This window comes from Pseudomonas sp. 32A (assembly GCF_052682255.1).
Genome location: NZ_JBQYLY010000001.1, coordinates 6,261,753 through 6,283,616 on the forward strand (window position 1 = coordinate 6,261,753; position 21,864 = coordinate 6,283,616).

General features: G+C 60.5%; 21 protein-coding genes and 1 pseudogene. 9 read left to right on the top strand and 13 right to left on the bottom strand.

The features are described from left to right. Window positions 1-140: 140 nt before the first annotated feature. The 10 genes from ACUN0G_RS28830 to arnC form a co-directional block, all read right to left on the bottom strand. On the bottom strand, window positions 141-839 hold the full coding sequence (locus tag ACUN0G_RS28830; RefSeq protein ID WP_421524430.1) for an HPP family protein: 699 nt from the start codon (window positions 837-839) through the stop codon (window positions 141-143). Between the two features lie 174 nt (window positions 840-1,013). Then, complete coding sequence (locus ACUN0G_RS28835) at window positions 1,014-1,289, bottom strand: type VI secretion system contractile sheath small subunit (protein WP_258346133.1); 276 nt, start codon at window positions 1,287-1,289, stop codon at window positions 1,014-1,016. Between the two features lie 424 nt (window positions 1,290-1,713). Continuing rightward, a complete protein-coding gene (locus tag ACUN0G_RS28840) occupies window positions 1,714-3,336 on the bottom strand; it encodes an ArnT family glycosyltransferase (RefSeq protein ID WP_445575012.1) in 1,623 nt (540 codons plus the stop codon). A gap of 3 nt (window positions 3,337-3,339) precedes the next feature. Next, window positions 3,340-4,719, bottom strand: coding sequence for a UDP-glucose dehydrogenase family protein (locus ACUN0G_RS28845; protein ID WP_445575013.1), 1,380 nt, complete (start codon window positions 4,717-4,719; stop codon window positions 3,340-3,342). After that, window positions 4,716-5,129, bottom strand: coding sequence for a 4-amino-4-deoxy-L-arabinose-phosphoundecaprenol flippase subunit ArnF (gene arnF, locus ACUN0G_RS28850; protein ID WP_177085814.1), 414 nt, complete (start codon window positions 5,127-5,129; stop codon window positions 4,716-4,718). The genes ACUN0G_RS28845 and arnF overlap by 4 nt, the downstream gene beginning before the upstream one ends. After that, window positions 5,126-5,473 carry a 4-amino-4-deoxy-L-arabinose-phosphoundecaprenol flippase subunit ArnE gene (arnE, locus tag ACUN0G_RS28855; protein WP_003217625.1) on the bottom strand — a complete coding sequence of 116 codons (348 nt, stop codon included), beginning with the start codon at window positions 5,471-5,473 and terminating at the stop codon, window positions 5,126-5,128. The genes arnF and arnE overlap by 4 nt, the downstream gene beginning before the upstream one ends. Continuing rightward, window positions 5,470-7,125, bottom strand: coding sequence for a lipid IV(A) 4-amino-4-deoxy-L-arabinosyltransferase (gene arnT, locus ACUN0G_RS28860; RefSeq protein WP_445575014.1), 1,656 nt, complete (start codon window positions 7,123-7,125; stop codon window positions 5,470-5,472). The genes arnE and arnT overlap by 4 nt, the downstream gene beginning before the upstream one ends. Further along, entirely contained in the window at window positions 7,122-8,006 is an 885-nt protein-coding gene (arnD, locus tag ACUN0G_RS28865; RefSeq protein ID WP_421524426.1) for a 4-deoxy-4-formamido-L-arabinose-phosphoundecaprenol deformylase, read from the bottom strand. The genes arnT and arnD overlap by 4 nt, the downstream gene beginning before the upstream one ends. Further along, the gene (gene arnA / locus ACUN0G_RS28870) at window positions 8,006-9,997 is read right to left on the bottom strand and encodes a bifunctional UDP-4-amino-4-deoxy-L-arabinose formyltransferase/UDP-glucuronic acid oxidase ArnA (protein WP_445575015.1); all 1,992 of its coding nucleotides are present in this window, start codon (window positions 9,995-9,997) and stop codon (window positions 8,006-8,008) included. The genes arnD and arnA overlap by 1 nt, the downstream gene beginning before the upstream one ends. Next, a complete protein-coding gene (arnC, locus tag ACUN0G_RS28875) occupies window positions 9,994-11,028 on the bottom strand; it encodes an undecaprenyl-phosphate 4-deoxy-4-formamido-L-arabinose transferase (RefSeq protein WP_318302518.1) in 1,035 nt (344 codons plus the stop codon). The genes arnA and arnC overlap by 4 nt, the downstream gene beginning before the upstream one ends. A gap of 470 nt (window positions 11,029-11,498) precedes the next feature. Between arnC and ACUN0G_RS28880 the strand changes: the two genes are divergently transcribed. The 7 genes and pseudogenes from ACUN0G_RS28880 (at window position 11,499) to ACUN0G_RS28910 (ending at window position 18,582) form a co-directional block, all read left to right on the top strand. After that, window positions 11,499-12,287, top strand: coding sequence for a M949_RS01915 family surface polysaccharide biosynthesis protein (locus ACUN0G_RS28880; RefSeq protein WP_445575016.1), 789 nt, complete (start codon window positions 11,499-11,501; stop codon window positions 12,285-12,287). A 103-nt stretch (window positions 12,288-12,390) separates the two neighbouring features. Next, window positions 12,391-13,305: a site-specific integrase gene (locus ACUN0G_RS28885; RefSeq protein WP_421524423.1), complete on the top strand. Its 915-nt coding sequence runs from the start codon at window positions 12,391-12,393 to the stop codon at window positions 13,303-13,305. Between the two features lie 124 nt (window positions 13,306-13,429). Then, window positions 13,430-14,185 (top strand): annotated as a pseudogene (locus tag ACUN0G_RS28890) (MCP four helix bundle domain-containing protein); the annotation flags it as partial. Between the two features lie 132 nt (window positions 14,186-14,317). Then, complete coding sequence (locus ACUN0G_RS28895; protein ID WP_421526523.1) at window positions 14,318-15,043, top strand: methyl-accepting chemotaxis protein; 726 nt, start codon at window positions 14,318-14,320, stop codon at window positions 15,041-15,043. 215 nt (window positions 15,044-15,258) lie between these two features. Next, window positions 15,259-16,179, top strand: a complete 921-nt coding sequence (gene rbsK, locus ACUN0G_RS28900; protein WP_445575017.1) for a ribokinase — start codon at window positions 15,259-15,261, stop codon at window positions 16,177-16,179. Window positions 16,180-16,207: 28 nt separating this feature from the next. Beyond that, entirely contained in the window at window positions 16,208-17,539 is a 1,332-nt protein-coding gene (fucP, locus tag ACUN0G_RS28905) for an L-fucose:H+ symporter permease (protein WP_445575018.1), read from the top strand. Continuing rightward, window positions 17,536-18,582, top strand: a complete 1,047-nt coding sequence (locus ACUN0G_RS28910; protein ID WP_445575019.1) for an aldose 1-epimerase family protein — start codon at window positions 17,536-17,538, stop codon at window positions 18,580-18,582. The genes fucP and ACUN0G_RS28910 overlap by 4 nt, the downstream gene beginning before the upstream one ends. Here the strand turns inward: ACUN0G_RS28910 and deoR are convergent. Further along, complete coding sequence (gene deoR / locus ACUN0G_RS28915; protein WP_177069775.1) at window positions 18,579-19,337, bottom strand: DNA-binding transcriptional repressor DeoR; 759 nt, start codon at window positions 19,335-19,337, stop codon at window positions 18,579-18,581. The genes ACUN0G_RS28910 and deoR overlap by 4 nt on opposite strands. Before the next feature lie 129 nt (window positions 19,338-19,466). On the opposite strand from deoR, the gene deoC reads away from it, so the two are divergent. Both deoC and ACUN0G_RS28925 read left to right on the top strand, forming a co-directional pair. Next, window positions 19,467-20,150 carry a deoxyribose-phosphate aldolase gene (gene deoC, locus ACUN0G_RS28920; RefSeq protein WP_445575020.1) on the top strand — a complete coding sequence of 228 codons (684 nt, stop codon included), beginning with the start codon at window positions 19,467-19,469 and terminating at the stop codon, window positions 20,148-20,150. Between the two features lie 137 nt (window positions 20,151-20,287). Further along, on the top strand, window positions 20,288-20,512 hold the full coding sequence (locus ACUN0G_RS28925) for a DUF2188 domain-containing protein (protein ID WP_003217639.1): 225 nt from the start codon (window positions 20,288-20,290) through the stop codon (window positions 20,510-20,512). A gap of 119 nt (window positions 20,513-20,631) precedes the next feature. Here the strand turns inward: ACUN0G_RS28925 and ACUN0G_RS28930 are convergent, their stop codons facing one another. Together ACUN0G_RS28930 and ACUN0G_RS28935 are read right to left on the bottom strand one after the other, a co-directional pair. Next, entirely contained in the window at window positions 20,632-21,489 is an 858-nt protein-coding gene (locus ACUN0G_RS28930; RefSeq protein ID WP_421552663.1) for an SDR family oxidoreductase, read from the bottom strand. A gap of 99 nt (window positions 21,490-21,588) precedes the next feature. After that, a complete protein-coding gene (locus tag ACUN0G_RS28935) occupies window positions 21,589-21,861 on the bottom strand; it encodes a DUF2790 domain-containing protein (RefSeq protein ID WP_445575021.1) in 273 nt (90 codons plus the stop codon). Window positions 21,862-21,864: the final 3 nt, after the last annotated feature.

The window sequence follows — 21,864 nt, forward strand, 5'->3', positions numbered from 1 at the left end:
CTAACTCCCTGCTTTTATTGTTCTTTATCAAGATGTTCGTAGGCGAACCATCTCGCGATCGTACCAGTGCAAATTTGCCCAGTACAAGTCGGAATCATGCAGGTCGTTTTTGCATTTTTGCCCTAGGGAGGATGCTGGCCCTAGCGTTGGAAAACCGCGCCGATTGTCCGCCGCCGGGCATAGCGTTCGCTGGCCTGGATCAGTTCTTCCAGTTCCTGCGGCGTCACGTCCAGGAACTGCTCGCGCTCGGCCAGGGCCTGTTTGAGGTCTTCGGCGCTGATGCCGGGGTTTTCGATGGCCGTTGGCATGAAGTTCGGCGCAGCCGGCTCGCTGGCCCCTTTGGGGTAACGCGTGCGCGTTGCGTTGTTATAGGCCAGTGCGCAGGCCAGCAAGGCAGCGGCGCCCAGCATGACGGCGCCCAGTTCGTGCCAGCCCATGGCAATCGATGCGGGATCAGCCAGCACCAGGCTCATGGCCAGCCCGCCCGCAGGCGGGTGCAAGCAACGCAACCAGCAGATGAGGATGACGGTCATCCCCGCAGCCAGGCATGCGCTGCCTAATGTGCGTCCCAGCACCCGGGCCACCAGCAGCGCAACGACCCCTGCACACAGGTAGCTGCCAATGATCGACCAGGGTTGGGCCAATGCGCCGGAAGACACGGCAAACAGCAGAACCGCCGAGGCCCCCAGCGGGCCTATCAGGTGCAGCGCCACCTCCATACCAAACACCTGGGCGCACACCCAGACACTGAACAGTGTGCCCAACGCCATGCCGATGGCGGCACGACTCCATTCGGCAGGGCGGGTATTGATGGCAGCGGGTAACCAGCGAGCGAGCATTGACGGGAGATCCATAAAAAACGGGCAAAAAAAAGGCTTGTCTGGTTTCCCGGAAAAGCCCTTCAAAACAGTTCCTGCATTTGGGGGAGGAACCTATGCAGTGTGCCAACCATACAAGGTTGCTGCCAATGCATATTAATGCAGGTCAAGTGCAGTATTTTTGCATAAAGCGTCTCAACCCGCCGGTATCAGGCGGATCGGGGGCGGCAGGGGGCTGCCGATCTTGCCCAGTACCCGATCATTGGTTTCCTCATTGATCAGCAGGTTCTGTACGTTTTCCCGCAGTGAGGGATCGTTGGCCAGAGGCCCCTTGAGTACTACCAGTGCATCGCGCAGTTCCATGAGCCGATCCAGTTTTGGCAGGGGGATATAACCCACATTCACCTGGTCGCGAGTTAACGGCACGACAGTGTCAGAGGCGGCGGGGGCGGGCAATCGATGGTCGGACACAGAACATTCCTCTAAATGAAATAAACGGCAGCGCTAAGTGCTGTTTAAAACGTATTTATTGTTATTGCGGCTGTTTCTTTAATCGGGTACTTCACGATAGATGGCTTGCTATTACGGTCGCCGCATTTCGTACGACAGTAACAGGACGGCCCTGCACCGCACCTTTGGCACTTCTGGGAATAGTTAGAAGGTATTAAATAAATAACTCACTTTGCAGGCGAGTCTACAGTTGGTGACTTGGAGCGGGAAGGGGGCGTGCATCGGCGCATGCGGATAGACGCGTAGGATCTTTCTCGATAGTTATAATCTGGAAAGTTTCGAAGTTGTATGGGTAAAGAAGTTTCTTACATGCACCTGGATTTATAACTACGGATTGTACTGGCACGGGATAAGCGGCCTGGGCCGCTTATCCCGTTGGCAGGTATCAAGGTTGCGCGGGTTTGGTCAAATGCAGCAGCACGTAAGGGTTCTTGTCGAACTGACCGATCAGCACCGGTTGCAACGAGCGAATACGTGGATCGCTCAAGGTCTCGTAGTCCGCCTGGCTCATGATCAGCCAGGCAGGCGCCTGGATCGGCGCCAGTTCGGCGGGCAACTGGGTAAACAACGGCACCTGGTCGCAATCGAGGTTGACCATGAATTTGATGGCTTTCGCGTCCTTGCCCAGCGCGTGCAGCACCAGCGGCGCTCGTTCTTGCTGGATGAGCGTGTGGGCCTGGAGGGTAAAGGTGCGCGTGTCATACAGACGGCGCTCCAGGGGCTCGACCATCACGATATAGGCGAGCCATACCGCGAGTACGGCAGAGAAAGCCGGGCCCAGGTAGCGGAGGCGCCGGTTGAACAGCAGTCCCAGCGCCAGAGTCTGTAGCGCGATCAGCAGCCCGAACACCGGATTGAGACTGCCAATCTGCTCAGGGAAGCGATGACGCGCCACGAACAACCCTGCGATCAGCAGACCAGGAATGACCGCCCACAGCGCCAGCATCAGCCAGCGCAACCCGACGAACAGTTTTCCGCGGGACACCTGGAATGGATACGCGGCAATGATCGCCGCCATGGGCAACATCGGCAGCACATAGCGGGCTTTTTTCGCCTGGGGCACGGAAAGGCCGATCATCACGATCAAGCCGGCGGCCAGGCAGTACAGCACCAGTTTCAGCGCCGGGCCCTTGTCTTCGCGGCCACCGGCAACAATCGCAATCAGCGCCAGTATGGCCAGTGGATAGGCAGGTGCGTAATTGCCCATCGAGCTGGTGAAGTAATACAGCACGCTACCGGAGCCTTCGGTACCGTCCATGCGGCCGAGGAACTGCATGCGGATCACGTCCTGCATGAACGTTTCACCGCCACTGAGCTTGGCCAGCAACAACAACAGGCCGACACACGCCGCCAACAACGCCAGCGCCAACAGGCCAAAACTGAACAACTGCCGCCATTGACGATTGATCAGGTAATAGCTGCACAGCATGCCGGTGGGAATCACCAGGCCGATCGGCCCACGGATCGCAAACCCCAGGATCAGCAACAGAAACAGCCAATGCAGACGCCGGCAGGCGCCGAAATGGTCGTGGGCATAACCCAGGTAAAACACCGCCAGGGCCACGGCGGCCAGCATCTGGTCGAGGGACACCGCCCGGGTTTCGCTGATGAAGGTACTGCTGAGCAGCATCACAGCGACGCTCAGCAGCGCCCAGCGCCGGGAGTAGGGCGCTGTCAGTCGGTAGACCAGCACCACGATCAGCGCTGAAGCGATGGCCGTGGGCAACCAGGCCGTCAGGCTGGTGACCTGCCCCAGGGGCAAGGACAGCAGCCAGGTCAGCAGCGTCGAGGTGGCCAGGTAATCGGCGTAAGGCTGGCCATACGTCGTCGGGAAGAACCCCGGCCCATGGCGCAGCATCTCCTGGGCGAACAGCACGAAGCGCGAGTCAAAGCCGATGATGGCCTGGTTCCAGTTGCCCGCGATAAACAGGATCAGTGCCAGGAGCCCCAGTACCCATGAGTGTCGGCGGATCGTCGGGTTGAGCAGGGGCGGATGAGCTTTGTCCACGTCTTAGGCTTCCTCGGCCTGAAGTGCCCAGTTTTGCTGGGGGATCGGCAACTGGCAGGATTCGCCGCGGCCCATCGGGAAGTACTGGATGCCCTTGCGCGCCAGGCGCTCGCCGTCGTACAGGTTGCGACCGTCGAAGATCACCGGGGTTTTCAGGCGTTGCTGGATCAGGTCGAAGTCCGGTGCCTTGAACTGCTGCCATTCGGTGCAAATGATCAGGGCGTCGGAACCGCTCAAGGTGGATTCCGGGGTGCCCATCAGCATCAGGCGCGGGTCATCGCCGTAGATGCGTTGGGTTTCCTGCATGGCTTCCGGGTCGAACGCGCGCACATTGGCGCCGGCAGCCCACAGGGCTTCCATCAGCACCCGGCTGGGGGCGTCGCGCATGTCGTCGGTGTTGGGTTTGAACGCCAGGCCCCACAAGGCAAAGGTTTTGCCCCGCAGGTCGCCCTTGAAGAACGCGTTGGCACGCTCGAACAGCTTGCTCTTCTGGCGCTGGTTGATGGCTTCCACGGCTTCCAGCAGGTCGCTGGAGCAGTTGGCGGCCTTTGCGCTGTGGATCAGGGCGCGCATGTCTTTGGGAAAGCACGAGCCGCCGTAACCGCAGCCCGGGTAGATAAAGTGGTAGCCGATACGCGAGTCGGCACCAATGCCCAGGCGCACGGCTTCAATGTCCGCGCCCAGGTGTTCGGCCAGTTCGGCGATCTGGTTGATAAAGCTGATCTTGGTGGCCAGCATGCAGTTGGCGGCGTACTTGGTCAGTTCGGCGCTGCGCAGGTCCATGAAGATGATGCGGTCGTGGTTGCGGTTGAACGGTGCATACAGCTCGCGCATTACCTCGCGCACTTCTTCGCGTTCACAACCGATGACGATACGGTCCGGGCGGCGGCAGTCGGCAACGGCCGAGCCCTCCTTGAGGAATTCCGGGTTAGAGACGATATCGAACTCCAGATGGCGGCCGGCAAGGTGCAGGGCCTTTTCCATGTGGGCGCGCAAGGTGTCGCCGGTGCCGACGGGCACGGTGGATTTTTCCACCAGGATCACCGGGTCGATCCGGTGGCGGGCTACCGCATCGCCTACCGACAGCACGTATTTCAGGTCGGCCGAGCCGTCTTCGTCCGAAGGCGTGCCCACGGCGATGAACAGCACTTCGCCGTGTTCGACCGCGAGTTTTTCGTCATAGGTAAACGTCAGGCGTCCGCCTTCGAGGTTTTCCTTGACCATCGCCGCCAGGCCTGGCTCGAAAATGCTCACGTGGCCCTGTTGCAGCAACTTGACCTTGTTCTCGTCTACGTCCATGCAGATGACATCGTGACCGACTTCGGCCAATACAGTGGCCTGCACCAGACCGACGTAACCACTACCAAATACACTGATTTTCATGGGGCATTCCTGGGACTTGTGGTGCTAGCACGACGAGAGTTGATAGTCAGGACTCCGAGAATGACCAAGGCCACCCCCGCAGTTTTTGAAAGCGAAAAATGTTCGTTGAACACCGGCAGGCTGGCGGCCAGCAGGTAGACCAACGCGTAGCTGATGCTGAGCAGCGAGTAGGCGCGCCCCAGCGGTAAATCTTTCAGGGCGCCGAGCCAGCAAAGCATCGACAGGGCATAGGCAATGATCGCGAGGATCACCACGCCCAGTGCGCCGAAGTCGATGGCGCCGGTGTTGAGTGCTGTCAGCCATTCAGTGGGCAGCGGCAGGCGCGTCATGCTCCAGCGCATGCCCAACTGGGCACCGCTGACCAACGCAACGCTGCCCAGGGCCAGGGCAAAACCGCGAGCGCGACTCATACCTGACGCCCCAGCAGCACTACACCGGCAATCACCAGCAGCACACCGAACCAGTGGCGGCCATCGATGTGTTCATGGAACACAAAGCGCGCCACCAGGGTGACCAGTACAAAGTTGAGGCTGAGCATCGGGTACGCGATGCCGACTTCCAGGCGTTGCAGCACCAGCAGCCACACCAGCAAACCCAAACCCAGGCACACCAGCGCCGACCACAGCCACGGCGAACGCAGCTTCAACGCCCAGCCATCCGGCTGGTCACGCCAGCCTTCCACGGCAAACTTCTGGGACACCTGGCCCATGCAGGTCAGCAGGCAGGCACCTAACAACAGCAGCAGAGTGGTCATGGCGCGCTCTGCGGGAAGATCAGAATCACGATATTGCCCTGCTCGTAACGCTTGCCGTCTTTGGGCAGCAGGTCCACTTCCTGACGCTCGTCGTCACCCTTGACCCGCATCACCACGCCCACCGAACCTTGTTTGCGCGCATCGCTCATCCATTGCTGGACGCTGGCGGTATCGATCTTGCGGTAAGCGGTGTCCGGGAAGGCGATGCCGTATTTCACTTCGCCAACGGTGTTGTAGAGCATCACTTCAGGCCGCTGCAGGCGCCACGACAAGGCCGATGCGGCGCCCAGGTCATTGCTCAGCAACGCGGTGGTCGGCTGCAGCTCCTGGAGGTGATCGATGATGAACTGGTCCGGGGTCTTGTTATAAACCACCGAGTGCGGCAACGCGGCCGGCACCAGGGCCACCAGCAACCAACTGCCAATCACCGGCGCGGCCCACATCTGCAACGGGCGGGCGGCTTGCAACAGGTTGGCAATGATCCAGCCGAACAGAAATACGAACACCAGCACCAGGCTCAGGGTTTCCTGGCCGTGCTCATACACCGGCTTCTTCAATTGGAACCAGGTCAGGGCCAGCAGGCCCAGCACGCCGATGACCAGGTTCAGCCAGCCATTGATGCGCAATACGCGGCCACGGGCCTGGCCCAGTTTGTCCGCCAGGATGTGCCCCATCAGCAAAGCGAGAGGCAACAGGCACGGCATGATGTAGGACGGCAGTTTGCCCTTGGCCAGGCTGAAGAACGCCAAAGGCATCAGCAACCACAGCAGCAGGAAGGCGATTTTGGTGCTGCGCTTTTCCAGCCACGCCTGTTTCACGGTGGACGGCAGCAACGCCATCCAAGGCAGGCTGAACGCGACCAGCAGCGGCAGGTAGTACCAGAACGGCTCGGCATGTTGCGCATCGTCGCCGGCAAAGCGCTGGATGTGCTCGTGCCAGAAGAAGAAGTTCCAGTAATCAGGTTCCTGGGCATGCACCATCAGGGCCCAGGGCAGGCTCACGAGAATCGCCACGGCCACGGCCACCAGGCCATAGGTGAGCAGTTCACGAAAGCGTTTCTGCCAGAGCATGTAGGGCAGGGCGATCAATACCGGCAACAACCAGGCAAGGAACCCCTTGGTCATGAAGCCCATGCCGCAGGCGAACCCGAGCAAGGCCCACGACCACAAGCGGCCACGGCTCGTCGTGCTGTCGAAACAGAACCACAGCGCGGCGCCGGTCAGGTTGACCCAGAAGGTGAACTGCGGATCGAGGTTGGCATAGCCCGCCAGGAACGCGACGCTGACGAAACTCATGTACAGCACGGCGCTGACCAGGCTCTTGCGCGGGTCGTTCCACAAACGCCGGGCCACGCAGTACACCAGCAGGATGCTCAAGCCGGTGCTCAAGGCCGAGGCAAAACGCACGCCGAACAGGTTCTGGCCGAAGATCGCCTGGCCCAGCGCGATCATCCAGTAGCCGGCCGCCGGCTTCTCGAAGTAGCGGATCCCCATAAAGTGCGGCGAGGCCCATTTGCCGGTCAGCAGCATTTCCTGGCTGATTTGCGCATAGCGGGTTTCGTCGGGAATCCATAGACCATGGGTGGCCAACGGGATCAGGTAGAACACCCCGAAAGCCAGCAGGAGCAGGGGCAGGGCCCAGCGCCGGATCATGCCTTTTGCACTCCGAGCCAGCCTTCACGGCCGCTCAGCGCACCGCGCACCAGCTGTTGCTGGGGCAGGGTGCTCAGGTCGGCGGGCAACAGGTCGCCCAACGGTTTGAATTGAATGCCGCGCTGCCCTGCCTGGGCGAGCAACTGGCGAAAATCATTGGCCATCAGAATCCCTTCTACTTCTGCGTGGATCGTATAGACGTTGAGCTTCGACGGCTTGAAGCGGTCGAGGATGTACGCATTGAAATCCTTGGCGGCCACCACCGGGCCCACGACTTCGTCGAAGGTCGGCATGTCTACCGGGATTTGTGGCGTGCCGGCACTGCCATCCGCCAGAGTCGGCCGGAACAGGCTGGTACCACGGCAATCGCTGTTGTAACGGAAGTTGAACGCTTGCTTGGCTTGCACCACGCGCTCATCGGCACGCCAGCCGGCAGCGGCTGAACAGTCGATGGGCGCACCGAGGATGTCGTTCAAGGTGTCGACGCCACGGCGGATCTGTTCGATCAGCTGTGCATCGCTCCAACGCCCGGTGTTGGCTTGCCAGCCATGGTGGTCCCAGGCGTGCAGCCCGACTTCATGCCCGGCAGCCTTGGCCTGGCGCATCAAGTGCCCCAGGTCGCGACCGATGGGTTTGCCCGGCCAGGCGGTGCCGGCCAGCAAAATGTCCCAGCCGTACAGACCGGCCGCGTTGGAACGCAGCATCTTCCACAGGAATTGCGGGCGGATCAGGCGCCACAAGTGGCGCCCCATGTTGTCCGGCCCGACGCTGAAGAAGAAGGTCGCCTTGACCCCGGCTTCGTCGAGCGACTCCAACAACCTTGGCACCCCTTCGCGGGTGCCTCGGTAGGTGTCGACGTCGATGCGTAGACCCGCTTGCATCAACGCTTGTCCGCGATTTCGAGCATGGCTTCACGCAGGAAGAAATCCAGGGTGTTGCCGATGGTTTCGCTCATCTCCACGGTAGGCTCCCAGTTCAGCAGGCGCTTGGCGTTTTCGATGCTTGGCTTGCGGTGAGCCACGTCCTGGTAACCGGTGCCGTAGAACGCCTTGCTCTCTACGTCGCGGAAACCGGCAAACGGAGGGAAGTTGCTGCGCAGCGGGTGAGCTTCGAACTGACGCAGCAGTTCTTCGCCCAACTGACGGATGCTGGCTTCGTTTTCCGGGTTGCCGATGTTGATGATCTGACCGTTGCAGTTATCGTTGTCGTTATCGATGATGCGGGCCAGGGCTTCAATGCCGTCGGCGATGTCAGTGAAGCAACGCTTCTGCTCGCCACCGTCGAACAGACGGATCGGCGTGCCTTCCACCAGGTTCAGGATCAACTGGGTGATGGCGCGGGAGCTGCCGATACGGGCCGAGTCCAGGCGGTCGAGGCGCGGGCCCATCCAGTTGAATGGACGGAACAGGGTGAACTTCAGGCCTTTGTCGCCGTAGGCCCAGATCACGCGGTCCAGCAGTTGCTTGGAGACCGAGTAGATCCAGCGCTGCTTGTTGACCGGGCCCACCACCAGGTTGGAGGTGTCTTCGTCGAAGTACTGGTCCTGGCACATGCCATACACTTCGGACGTCGACGGGAAGATCACGCGCTTGTTGTACTTCACGCAGTAGCGAACCAGTTTCAGGTTCTCTTCGAAGTCCAGTTCAAAGACGCGCAGCGGGTTGCGGGTGTATTCGATCGGAGTGGCGATGGCCACCAGCGGCAGGACCACGTCGCACTTCTTGATGTGGTACTCGATCCACTCGGAGTGAATGCTGATGTCGCCTTCTACATAGTGGAAGTTCGGGTGGCTACGCAGGCGATCAATCGCGTCGGAGCCGATGTCCAGGCCGTAGATTTCGTAGCGGTCGTCACGCAGCAGGCGCTCGGACAGGTGGTTGCCGATGAAGCCGTTCACACCCAGGATCAGCACGCGGGTGCGGCGTGGATTACGGCCGGACTCGGCACCGCGCAGTACGGAACCGTCCACCAGGCCCAGTTCATCCGCCAGGGACGGGCCAGCCAGGTACAGGCCGTTTTCGTTGCGCTGGCCGAACTTGACCACCAGGGAGTCTTCGCCGCAGGCGATGCGCAGCGGGTTGACGCTGATCACACGGCCGGGTGCCAGGCCTTCGTTGCCTTTGACGACTTCAGCGCTCCAGACGATCAGCTTGTGCTCGCCCACGGCGCAGAAGGCGCCCGGGTACGGTTGGGTAACGGCGCGAACCAGGTTGAACAGCTCTTCAGCCGGTTTTTTCCAGTCCAGCTTGCCGTCAGCGGCGGTGCGACGACCGAAGTAGGTGGCTTTGCTTTCGTCCTGGGCGGTTTCGGTCAGCTTGCCTTGAGCCAGTTGCGGCAGGGCGTCGCGCAGCAGGTTGGTGGCGGCGTCACGCAGTTTGGCGTGCAGGGTCAGGCCGGTGTCGGTGCGGTCGATCACGACTTTCTGCTGGGCCAGGATCGCGCCGGCATCGGCACGCTTGACCATACGGTGCAGGGTCACGCCGGTTTCGGTTTCGCCGTTGACCAGCACCCAGTTGGCCGGTGCGCGGCCACGGTATTGCGGCAGCAGGGAGCCGTGCAGGTTGAACGCGCCTTTTTTGGCGGTGGCCAGCAGGGCTTCGCTCAGCAGGTTGCGGTAGTAGAACGAAAAGATGTAGTCCGGGTTCAGCTTGGCGATGCGCTCGATCCACAGTGGGTGGTTGGCGTCTTCCGGGGCGTGCACCGGGATGCCGTTGCGGGCGCACAGTTGCGCGACGGAACCGTAGAAATTGTTTTCCTTGGGATCATCGGCATGGGTGAACACGGCAGCAATTTCGTAACCCGCACTGAGCAGGGCTTCGATGCCTGCACAGCCAATATCGTGGTAAGCGAAGACAACAGCTTTTGAATTCATGACGAAACCTGATCGGAAGGAGAAGTAGAAGTGTGGGAGGAGGTCAGGCCATCGACCGTGAAGGTCTCGGCCGGCGCTGCCGGTTGGTTGCGCAGCACTTTTTCAATAAAGAACCGTGGGCGGGCCCGCACGTCGCTGTACATGCGGCCCAGATATTCACCCAAAAGGCCCATGCCGATGAACTGGCCACCGGTGAACACGAACAGCACGGCGAACAGCACGAACATGCCGTCACCGGCCCAGCCGGCACCGAAGGCCAGGCGCAGCACGATCAATGCGACCGCAAACAGCATCCCGAGGGCCGCCAGGCTGAAACCGACGATGCTCAACAGGCGCAAGGGTGTGGTGGTCATGCAGGTCAGCAGGTCGAACATCAGGCTGATCAGGCGCATCGGGCTGTACTTGGACTCGCCGTGTTCACGCTCGGCGTGGTGCACCAGGATTTCCGTGGTGTGGCGCGCAAAGCTGTTGGCCAGGATCGGGATGAAGGTGCTGCGCTCGCGGCAGGCGAGCATCGCGTCGACGATGGTGCGGCGGTAAGCGCGCAGCATGCAGCCGTAGTCGCTCATGGCGACGCCCGTGGAGCGTTGCACGGCGAGGTTGATCAAGCGCGACGGCCAGCGGCGGAAGGCTGAGTCCTGGCGGTTGTTGCGCACGGTGGCAACCACGTCGTAGCCCAGGGCGGCCTGCTCGACCAGACGCGGGATTTCTTCCGGCGGGTTTTGCAGGTCGGCGTCCAGGGTGATCACGACGTCGCCCCGGCAATGCTCGAAGCCGGCCATGATCGCGGCGTGCTGGCCGTAGTTGCGGTTGAGGATCACCGCCACCACGTTGCTGCCTTCGAGGGCGGCGGCGTCTTCCAGCAATTGCGCGGAGTTGTCGCGGCTGCCGTCGTCCACCAGGACGATTTCGTATTCGTAGGCCAGTTGCTTGCAGGCGGCCATGGTGCGGCGCAGCAGTTCAGGCAGGCTTTCTTGTTCGTTGTAGACCGGGATAACGATCGACACGCAATGAATTGGGTAGGGTTTCAAAGATTCATTACCTCGGGGGTTAGAGCAACTTGAAGCGTAAAGACAGCAGTCATCAACAGCCTGGAGAAGCAGGCGCCAGATTAAAAATAACGTGGATTCATGGCATTCATTCGTGAGTCCTGACAGGTGACGGTGGGTCTTCCGTGGCTTACGTGAGTAAAGACCAAAACGCCTAAAGGTAAAGCGTAATCAACGAGTTAAGCTGCAAGTTACGGTTTGTTCTCAAGTCGTGCCGCCAAGATTAAGCGCAAAAATGTTCAACGAATATGAAACGCAGATGAAAAAGTCGTTTTTCTGGCAGGTAGACAGCTAGGGTTCAGGTAAACAGCATCAATGCGCACAACCCTGTCTTCGCGGGGTGTGGCGGGGCAAATGGTCTTTTCCCGCGCACGGGGTCATTCCTGAACAATCTTCTCTGCAATGCCGTGCAAGTGCCGGTAAAGTAAGCCATCTCTTGCCAGGGCAGTCGGATGAATAGCGTGCAGCGTTTACGGCCAATGTTGATGGTGTTGTTGATGACGGTGGCCTGGGCCACGAGTGTGCGGGCCGATGACGGCGTGGCACTGACGGCCATCGACCAGGTGCCCGATGGCGTAGAAGTGCGGGGTAAACAGGTCGGCGCCTTCACCTGGAGCGATAAACAGGGCAAGAACCTGTTGGTGCTCGCTGAGCAAGTCAGCGAACGCGACGACGACGGCGCGCAGTCAGCCTTAGTCTATGCGGCTCAGTACCTGCTTGATGGCGACCGGCCCAAGCGGCTGTGGATGCTCTACGACGACGTGCAGCATTGCGAGTTCGACGCCGGGGCGCACTACAACACCGACGCCACCCGGGTCACCGACCTGCTGGGTGACGGCATCAGCCAGGTGACGGTGGGTTACAGCCGTACCTGCACCAGCGATGTCAGCCCCAATGATTTCAAGCTGATCATGCACATCGGCAAGTCACAGAAGTACCGCCTGCGCGGCATTGACCGCTACGGTGCCAGTTGGTGGGATGAAGACGCCGGCGCCCTGCAAGGCATGCCGCTGCCCAAGGACTGCAGCATCGCCGCCCAGCAAGCGCTGGTCAGCCAGTACAAGGAGCAGGGCACCGAGCTGCCGCTGCCCGGCTGTTATGGCGACGAGGAGGACTTTGCCAAGGCGCCCAAACCGTACCTGGAGTTCATGCGCCAGCACTGGTTTGCCTTGATGCAGAAGCAGGACACCAACTGGAGCCAGCAGCAGACACCAGCCCCGGCGGAAGACGATCAGGAATAGCCCCATGGGTTGACCTGCGCTAGACTCGGCGCTCGCCAATTCACTAAATATGTCGATTAAACAGATGGTTAGTCGACATATTTAATCCAAAGGCTGATCTACCTTGACTGAGTCTATCCGCAACCCGCTGACCCTCTACCTCACCCGCCTGGCACCCTCCAGCCAGCTGACCATGCGCTACGTGCTGCAAGACGCCGCCGACCGCCTGGGCTTTGAAGACATCAACCTCGAAGACATCGACTGGCACCTGCTGCAACCCGAACACGTCATGGCCCTGGTGGCGGCGCTGCGGGAAGACGGTTATGCGCCGAATACCTCCTCGCTGTACGTCAACGCCGTGCGCGGGGTGATGAACGAAGCCTGGCGCATGAGCCTGATCAGTCAGGATCACCTGTTGAAGATGCGCTCGGTCAAGGCCATGGCCGGCACACGGCTGAGCCAGGGTCGCAACCTGCGGCGCACCTTGATTCGTGAGTTGATGGAGGTCTGCGCCGCCGACCCGCGCCCCCAGGGCCTGCGGGACGCCGCGGTGATCGGGATCCTGTATGGCTCGGGCATGCGCAAGTCGGAGTCGGTGAATATCGAACTGGGCCAGGTCAACTTTGACGAGCGCAGCCTGCAGGTCATCGGCAAGGGCAACAAACAGCTGATCAAGTACGCGCCGGCCTGGGCCTTTGCCAAGCTGGAGGCGTGGCTTGAGTTCCGTCGTAGCCAGTTGAAACCCGGTGAGCAGGACGACAGGTTCCTGTTCAACCGCATTCGCCGGGGCAGCCATATCACCCGCGAGCGCATCACCAAGCACGCGATTTACTACATCGCCCGCCAGCGCGGCGAGCAAGTCGGCGTGAAGATCATGCCCCATGATTTCCGGCGCTCGTTCATCACCCGGGTGATTGAAGAGTACGACCTGTCCATTGCCCAGAAGCTGGCGCACCACACCAATATCCAGACCACCGCCAACTATGACGTGCGTGACGACAATGAACGGCGGCGGGCGGTGGATCGCTTCGACTTGTAGGCGCTCCTGCAGCTGGCTTAATTCGGTGCCAACTCAGGCTCATTAACCCGCAAACCGTGCCGATAACGCTACTAGTGACGCTCGAACGGTTGGGGCCCCAGCCGGCGGTTCAGGGGATGCAGGCATGACGATTAAATTACGCTTGATGCTGTTGATTGCCACCGGATTGCTCACCGCTTTGGTCATGAGCCTTGCCGGTTATCTGGGAAATACGCGAATGGGTGAGGCTGTACAGAACAATGAAGTGAGCATGACGGTGCTGCGCAACCATATGGAGGCCGACATGATGCACGATGCACTGCGTGCCGACGTGTTGTCGGCCATGCTGGTGGGTCTGGACAAAAGCACCAGCACCAAGGCCGAAGTGACCAGTTCGCTGAAGGAACATGCCGAGCACTTCCGGCAGGTACTGGGGGACAACCTCAAGCTGCCGCTGGACGACACGCTCAGAGCCAGTCTGGAAAAAATCAAACCCAGCCTGGACACCTATATAAGCGCCGGCGAACGCATCGTCGCCCTGGCGTTGGACAACCCCGACGCCGCTCGTAAGGAACTGGACAGCTTCAACGCCGCGTTCAGTCGTTTGGAAGATCAAATGGCAACCTTGAGCGAGCTGATCGAGAACAATACCGAACAAGCTGGTGTGAGTACGCGGCAGACCATCAGTACCGCCAATCTCACCCTGATTGCGGTGCTGGTTGCAGCCCTCCTGCTGCTTTTGGCTCAGGGCCGCTGGGTCATGCTGAGCATCATGGGGCCGCTGCACACCGCCAGCCGTATCGCGGCAAGTATCGCCCGTGGCAACTTGAGCGAGCCGATCGTGGAACCCCGTCGCAAGGACGAAGCCAGTTCATTGATTCGCAGCCTCGCCACCATGCAACGAGATTTACGCGCAATGATCGAAGTGGTGCGCAGCAACGCCCATGGCGTCAATAGCATGAGTGAACGCTTGAGCCACGGCTGCCATGAAGTCGCTGGCAGCAGTCAGCAGCAAAGCACGGCGGCCAGCACCATGGCGGCAGCGGCCAGTGAAATGACTGCCAGTATTGAAGAAATCACCCGGCACGCCGGGCGCGCCCTGGATATGGCCAATCAGGCTGAAGCCCTGGCCAAGGACGGTGGTCAAGTGATCCACCAAGTGGTGAAAGACATGGATGGCATTGCCCGCTCAGCGCAGCAATCGGCCCAAGTGATTCGTACACTGGACAAGGAGTCCGAGGCGATCTACAGCATTATCCAGGTGATCAAGGGGATCGCTGACCAGACCAACCTGTTGGCCCTGAACGCCGCGATTGAGGCCGCTCGCGCCGGCGAACAGGGGCGTGGTTTTGCGGTGGTCGCCGATGAAGTGCGCAGCCTGGCGGGCCGTACCAGTGCCTCGACCCAGGAAATTGCCAGCATGGTCGGGCGAATCCAGCAGAGCACCCGGGAAGCGGTGACGAGCATGGAGGAGGGCGTCACCCAGGTGGATAAAGGCATGGCGGTCACTGCAGAGGTGGAGCGAGCGATCCGCGACATCCTGCAGGCCACCCTGAAGACGACCGAGTTGGTGAATGACATCTCGCGCACCATCGGTGAACAGAGCCTGGCCAGCAACGAGATCTCCCACCAGGTGGAGATGATTGCGGGAATGTCGGAAAACAACAGTCGCATCATCGGTGAAACCGCCTCAACCACCGACGAACTGGCCGGCTTGGCCGGCAGGTTATCGCAGTCCGTGGATCGCTTCAGCCTGTAGCCCAGGCGACGCTGCACAGACCTTTGTGAAGAAGGGGCGTGCCACGCAAACGTGTCGCCGCCTCACATCCCTGACTGAACTGCATTGCCCACTGCGCAGGGTTCATTGATCGGCCATTGCAAAAAAAGATTGAATATTCACACCTAATGTTATTTAAATAACAAAACAAGAGCGCCACGACCTGCCTGGTCGTGCCGTAACAAGGTGGAATAGCAATGGGCAAGATCGCAGTCATCGGCAGCAATATGGTGGATTTGATTACCTATATCGACCGCATGCCGGTCCAGGGCGAAACCCTGGAAGCGCCGGGCTTTGCCCTGGGTTGCGGCGGCAAAGGGGCCAACCAGGCGGTGGCGGCAGCCAAGCTTGGGGCAGATGTGTTGATGCTCAGCAAAGTCGGCGACGACATGTTTGCCGACAACACACTGGCCAACTTCCAGCGTTTTGGTATCGACACCCGTTACGTACAGCGGGTGCCCGGCGTGTCCAGCGGCGTGGCGCCGATTTTCGTGCGGGCCGACTCCCACAACAGCATTTTGATCGTCAAGGGCGCCAATGCGCATTTGCTGCCGGCGGATATCGACGCGGCGGCCGCCGACCTGCGTGAGTGCACGCTGATCGTGCTGCAACTGGAGATCAATCTGCCGACGGTCTACTACGCCATCGAATTCGCTCACCGCCACGGCATCGCCGTGCTGCTCAACCCGGCGCCGGCGTTGGCCGGGTTGAGCGCTGAGCACTTGGCGCAGCTGGATTTCCTGATCCCCAACGAATCGGAACTGGCGTTGATTACCGGCCACGTCGTGGATTCGCCGGACTCGGCCCGCATCGCTGCACGCACCCTCGTCGCCAGCGGCATTCGCCACGTGATCGTCACCCTCGGTGAACACGGTGCTTTGTACGTGGGCGAGGAGGGCGAATTCGAGGTGCCGGGTCAGCGGGTCGACGCCCGTGACACCACCGGCGCCGGTGACGCCTTTATCGGTTGCTTCGTTCGGCACTGGAGCCGCGACGGCCATATCCGTCATGCCATGGAGCAGGCGGTGGCGTATTCGGCGTGCTCGGTGACGGCGCTGGGCACCCAGACCTCTTATCCCGACAGCGAAGCATTCGCCCGCTTCCAGCAACAGCGCTAACACCCTCTACCCAGCCCGGAGAACAATAATGAACAAACCTGCGCTGCAACAGACGCCCGATGGTTTCTACCTGAACCGCACGCCCTGGTTCGCCTTTATCCTGCTGTGCAGCATCTTTGCCTTGTGGGCGGCTGCGGCGAGCATGAATGACGTGCTGATCGCCCACTTCAAGAAGGCGTTTTTGCTCAGTGATTTCCAGACCGCCTTCGTGCAGTCGGCGTTTTACCTTGGCTACTTCTTTGTTGCGATTCCGGCGGCAATGGTGGTTCGTCGGTTCAGTTACAAGACCACGATCCTGATCGGCCTGCTGCTGTACATGTTCGGCTGCCTGTTGTTTTTTCCGGCCGCGTCCACGGCCAAGTACGGGATGTTTCTGCTGGCGCTGTTCGTGATTGCCGCCGGCCTGTCGTTCCTGGAGACAGCGTGCAACACCTACTCGACGCTGATGGGCCCACGGGAAACCGGGACCCGGCGCTTGAACATCTCCCAGACCTTTCACCCGTTCGGCGCCATGGCCGGGGTGTATGTGGGCAGCTTCGTGATGTTCAAGGACACCGACGCCACCACCCAACAACTGCAGCAGATGAGCGTCTCCGAGGCGGCGGTGCAACAGTTGCAGATGATTCAGTCCACCTTGTTGCCCTACAAGTGGATGATTGCGGTGCTGGTGCTGATGTTTATCCTGATCGCCATTACCAGGTTCCCGGCCTGCAAGGGCAATAAGCCGGCCAACAGCAAGCCCGGTAGCCTGCGTCAAAGCCTGGGGCGGCTGTGGCGTAACCCGCGCTTTACCTTTGGCGTACTCGCGCAGTTTCTGTATGTGGGCGCCCAGGTGGGGGTGTGGAGCTTCACCATCCGCCTGGCCATGCAAATGGGCGGCATGAATGAACGCAGTGCTTCATGGTTTCTGCTCACCACGTTTGCCGCCTACTTTGTCGGCAAGATGATCGCCAACTTGCTGATGCGCCGACTGCACCCGGCCAAGGTCCTGGCGATGTACGGCGTGCTGTGCATCGTGCTGCTGGCCTACACCATTCTGGTGCCGAACATCTCGGCGGTGTACGCAGCGGTGGGCGTGAGCATTTTCCTCGGCCCTTGCTGGCCGACCATCTACGGCTTGACCATCGATGGCCTGGGTGAAGACACCGGCGTTGGCGGTTCCTTGCTGGTAATGAGCATTGTCGGCGGCGGGGTGATTCCGATCTTCCAGGGCCTGTTGTCCGACGCCAGCGGGGGCAACATGCAGTTGGCCTACAGCGTGCCGTTGCTGTGCTTTATCGTGATCGTGATCTATGCGGTCAAATGCCTGCGCCAGTCAGACATCGTCCCGCTGGGTTCGGCAGCCGCGGTGGCCTCATGAATACGCATATGCCGCTGTATCGCGCGGTGTTTGGCGAGCAGGAAAAGATCCTGTTGCAGTCTGGGGATTTCAAGGTCAGCGCCTGGACGTACCCGTCCGGCGTGCTGGCGGTGAGCCTGGAGAACAGTCGTGGGCGACTGGTGGTTCTGCCTTATCAGGGGCAGATGATCTGGTCGGCACTGTTCGACGGTCGCGACCTGACCATGAGCAACCTGTTTGAACAGCCCCGTCCCAGCCCAACGATCATCGATACCTACGGCTGCTTCATGTTCCACAGCGGCCTGCTGCGCAACGGTTGCCCGGCGCCGGATGATACCCATGCCTTGCACGGTGAAATGCCCTGCGCGCCCATGGACACGGCGTGGCTGGAAATAGGCGAGGGCTTTGTGCGCCTGGGCGGCTCGTACCAATACGCCAAGGGGTTCGGTGATCGTTACCGGGCGTGCCCCAGCGTGACACTGCGCGCCGATTCGGCCGTGTTCGACATCGACATGGACGTGACCAACTTGGCCGGCAAGCCCATGGACCTGATGTACATGGCCCACATGAACTACGCCTATGTGCCCGGCGGGCGGTTCGTGGAGCCGCTGGGCATGCAGCGCCTGCGCCTGCGTACCAGCGTGCCGGACCACGTCAAGCCAACACCCGACTGGAGCGCCTACATGGCGCAGTTGGCCGAGCATCCAGCGCAGTTGGCCTGCCTCGATCAGCCGGCGTTGTACGACCCTGAGATTGTATTTTTCTTCGACGACGTGGGTACCGACGCTACGGGCCACGCGCACTTTCTGCTGGAGCATCGCGATGGCGCGGCGTTCTACACCCGTTACCGTCCCGAACAGTTCGAGCACGCTGCACGCTGGATTCTGCACACGCCGGATCAGCAAGTGGCGGCCTTCGTGCTCCCGTCAACCTGCGAGCCCGAAGGCTATAACGCCGAGAAAGCCAAAGGGCACGTGCGTCAGCTGGCAGCCGGGGCCAGCGCTTCGTTCAGCGTGACCACCGGCTACTTGAATGCGCAGGAGCGGCAGAGGTTGTTGGGTTAAACCAGCAATTGCGCGCCGCTGGCCTGAATGGCGTCCTTGTAGGCGCGGGGGATTTTCTTGTCGCTGACCACGTACTGAAAGTCCCCCAGGGTCGCGAAGTGTGCGGTGCGCACCGTGTCGAACTTGCTGAAGTCGGCGAGCAGCACCCGTTGCTGGGCCTGGCGCAGGACCTTTTGCTTGACCTCGACTTCGTTGAAGTTGAAGCAGGTCACACCGAATTCCTGGCTGACGCCTGCGGCGGTGACGAAGGCCCACGTCAGGCGCACGCTGTCGAGAATGCTGCTTTCGGCACTGCTTTCAAACACCTGGTTCTTGCGGTGAAAGGTACCGCCGCATAACACGATGTGGCAGTTGGGCTTGTTCTGCAGCCTGAGCAGCACGTTCAACGAGCTGCACACCGCGGTGAACTCCAGCTCATCCGGGATGAAATCAATGACAAAGGGCGAGGTGGTGCCGCAGTCAAAAAATACCGTGTCACCGGGTTGTATCAACCGGGCGGCGAGTTTGCCGATGCGGCGCTTTTCCTCGACGTGGCGGGTGTCCTGGTCGGCAACCCGGTACTCGCTGGCCTCGCTGCTGACCCGGGTGATATGGCCACCGAGCAGGCGCAAGTGATCGGTGAAGTGGCTCAGGTCCCGGCGCAGGGTCATCTCGGACACGTCCAGCAGCGCCGCCATTTCCCTCAGGTGAATGGCGTTCTGGTCCTGCAAGGCTTGTTGGATAAGCTTGAGTCGCTCGGCTTTTCTACTGTCCACGGGTATTCCAGGGCTTGATTGTTTGTGTTAAATAAGTAACATTAAGTGTGAGTATTGTAACGTATTTTATGTGAGCGCTGTGACAAGCGGTACACGAACATTGGCAACATACAGGCAAGGACTCGTTAAATGAACACTCTTCAACCTGCAGCATTGGCGAAGTATATCGATCACACCTTGCTGGCTCCCGATGCCTCCCGTGAGCAAATCCGCACCTTGTGTGGAGAAGCCCAGGAACATGGCTTTTATTCGGTGTGCGTGAATTCAGGCCAGGTCCCTTATGCGGCGTCGTGCCTGACCGACGATAGCGTGGTGATTTGTGCGGTGGTGGGCTTCCCGCTGGGTGCCGGCCTGAGTGACACCAAGGCATTTGAAGCCCAACGGGCAATTGCCGCCGGGGCAGGGGAGATCGATATGGTGCTCAATATCGGTTGGTTGAAGGAAGGGCTGCTGGACGCGGTGCGCGATGACATTGCACTGGTCCACAAGGCCTGCGGCGCCGTGCCGTTGAAAGTGATCCTGGAAACCTGCCTGCTCGACGACGAACAGAAAGTCCAGGCGTGCGAGATCTGCCGGGATCTGGGCGTGGCGTTCGTCAAGACGTCCACGGGGTTCAGCCGCAGCGGCGCAACGGTCGAAGACGTGGCACTGATGCGCAAAACCGTGGGTGCAGGGGTTGGGGTCAAGGCGTCCGGTGGCGTGCGCGATTATGAGACGGCGATCAAGATGATCAATGCCGGGGCAACACGTCTGGGCAGCAGTTCGGGGATTGCGATTGTGGGCGGCGTGATGACGACGGCGAGCGGTTATTGATCCACATCGTAATGACTGAAGGCCCGCCTGTAACCTGATCCGCCAACTGCCTTGAACTCTGCCCGGCACCCGCGCTCGCAATAAGTAGGGCGCGGATTTTGCCGCGTGCCGTGTTCATTCAGTCAAGGGAGCAGACCATGGATACCTACAACATCAACAAGACCGGCACGGGTTGGGCACTGACCAAGCAGGGCTCGGCGCGGCCGTCGAAAACGGCGGAAACCAAAGAGGCGATCGTTGAGTTGGCGAAGGAGTTTCTCAGCGACAAAACGGCGTCGCTGAGGATTCACAGCATGGACGGGCGGATTCAGGAGGAGCGCACGTACCCGCGCAAAGCTGATCCGACACGATCTCCAGGTTAACCGAGTACCAATTGTGGAAGCGGGCTTGCTCGCGAAGGCAGGGGATCAGTCATTCATGTAGTGCCTGACACTCCGCTTTCGCGAGCAAGCCCGCTCCCACATTGGATTGGCGTCCTGCCTTAGAGAATCGGTTTGCCACCGGTCACGGCATAGCGCGATCCGGAGATGTAACTCGCCTCATCCGAGGCCAGCAGCACATAGATCGGTGCCACCTCCACCGGCTGCCCCGGGCGGCCCAGTGGCGTCTCGCTGCCAAAGCTGTTCACGTCCTCATCGGGCATGGTCGAGACAATCAACGGCGTCCAGATCGGCCCCGGGGCCACGCTGTTCACCCGGATGCCCTTGCTGCCCAAGAGTTGCGCCAGGCCGCCGGTAAAGTTGGCAATCGCGCCCTTGGTGGCGGCATACGCCAGCAACGTGGGCTTGGGCATATCGGAGTTCACCGAACTGGTATTGATGATCGACGCGCCGGCCTTCATATGTGGCAGGGCCGCCTTGCAGATGCGAAACATCGCGGTGATGTTGATATCGAAGGTCTTGACCCATTCTTCGTCGGGAATCTCTTCCAGGGTCTCATGGGTCATTTGAAACGCTGCGTTATTCACCAGCACATCGATACGCCCGAACTGCTCGACGGTCTGGTCGACAATGGCCTGGCAGGTGGCCTTTTGCGCGAGGTCTCCTGGCAACAGCAGGCACTGGCGGCCGGCTTCTTCCACCCAGCGCGCGGTTTCCCTCGCGTCCTCGTGTTCATCCAGGTAGGCGATGGCTACGTCGGCACCTTCACGGGCAAAGGCAATCGCCACGGCGCGGCCGATGCCGCTGTCGGCGCCGGTGATCAGGGCGATCTTGTTGGCCAGGCGGCCGGAGCCGGTGTAGCTCTTTTCACCGCAGTCAGGGTAGGGGTCCATCTTCTTCTGCGAACCGGGAACGGATTGGGCCTGGCTGGCGAAAGGTGGGCGTGGGTAGTCAGTCATCTCAATCTCCATAGATCACAACGGGTTCTATGGATTAGTAATTTTGCGCGCGGCAATAGTTGTAATCGATTCCCGCAAGGCCCGACGAATGGTTTGCGATCAACCGTGCTGGCAGGCATCGCCCAGGCGCGTGTAGTCCAGCTCATGGCGCACGCCGTGGCTGTCGATGTAGACCATGTGGCCTTTGACCGGACCGCACTCGGTGGATGATTCGGTACTGACCCGCACCACCTTGGCGATATCCAGGTCCTGAGAGTAGTCGTACGCCTCGCTGGCGGGTGCGCTGGCACTCACACTGGGCGCCGTGGCTTCGCCCTGGGCGATGGCCAGTGTGCTGAACAGGCCCAGCACGGCAATAAGCAAATAACGCATGAG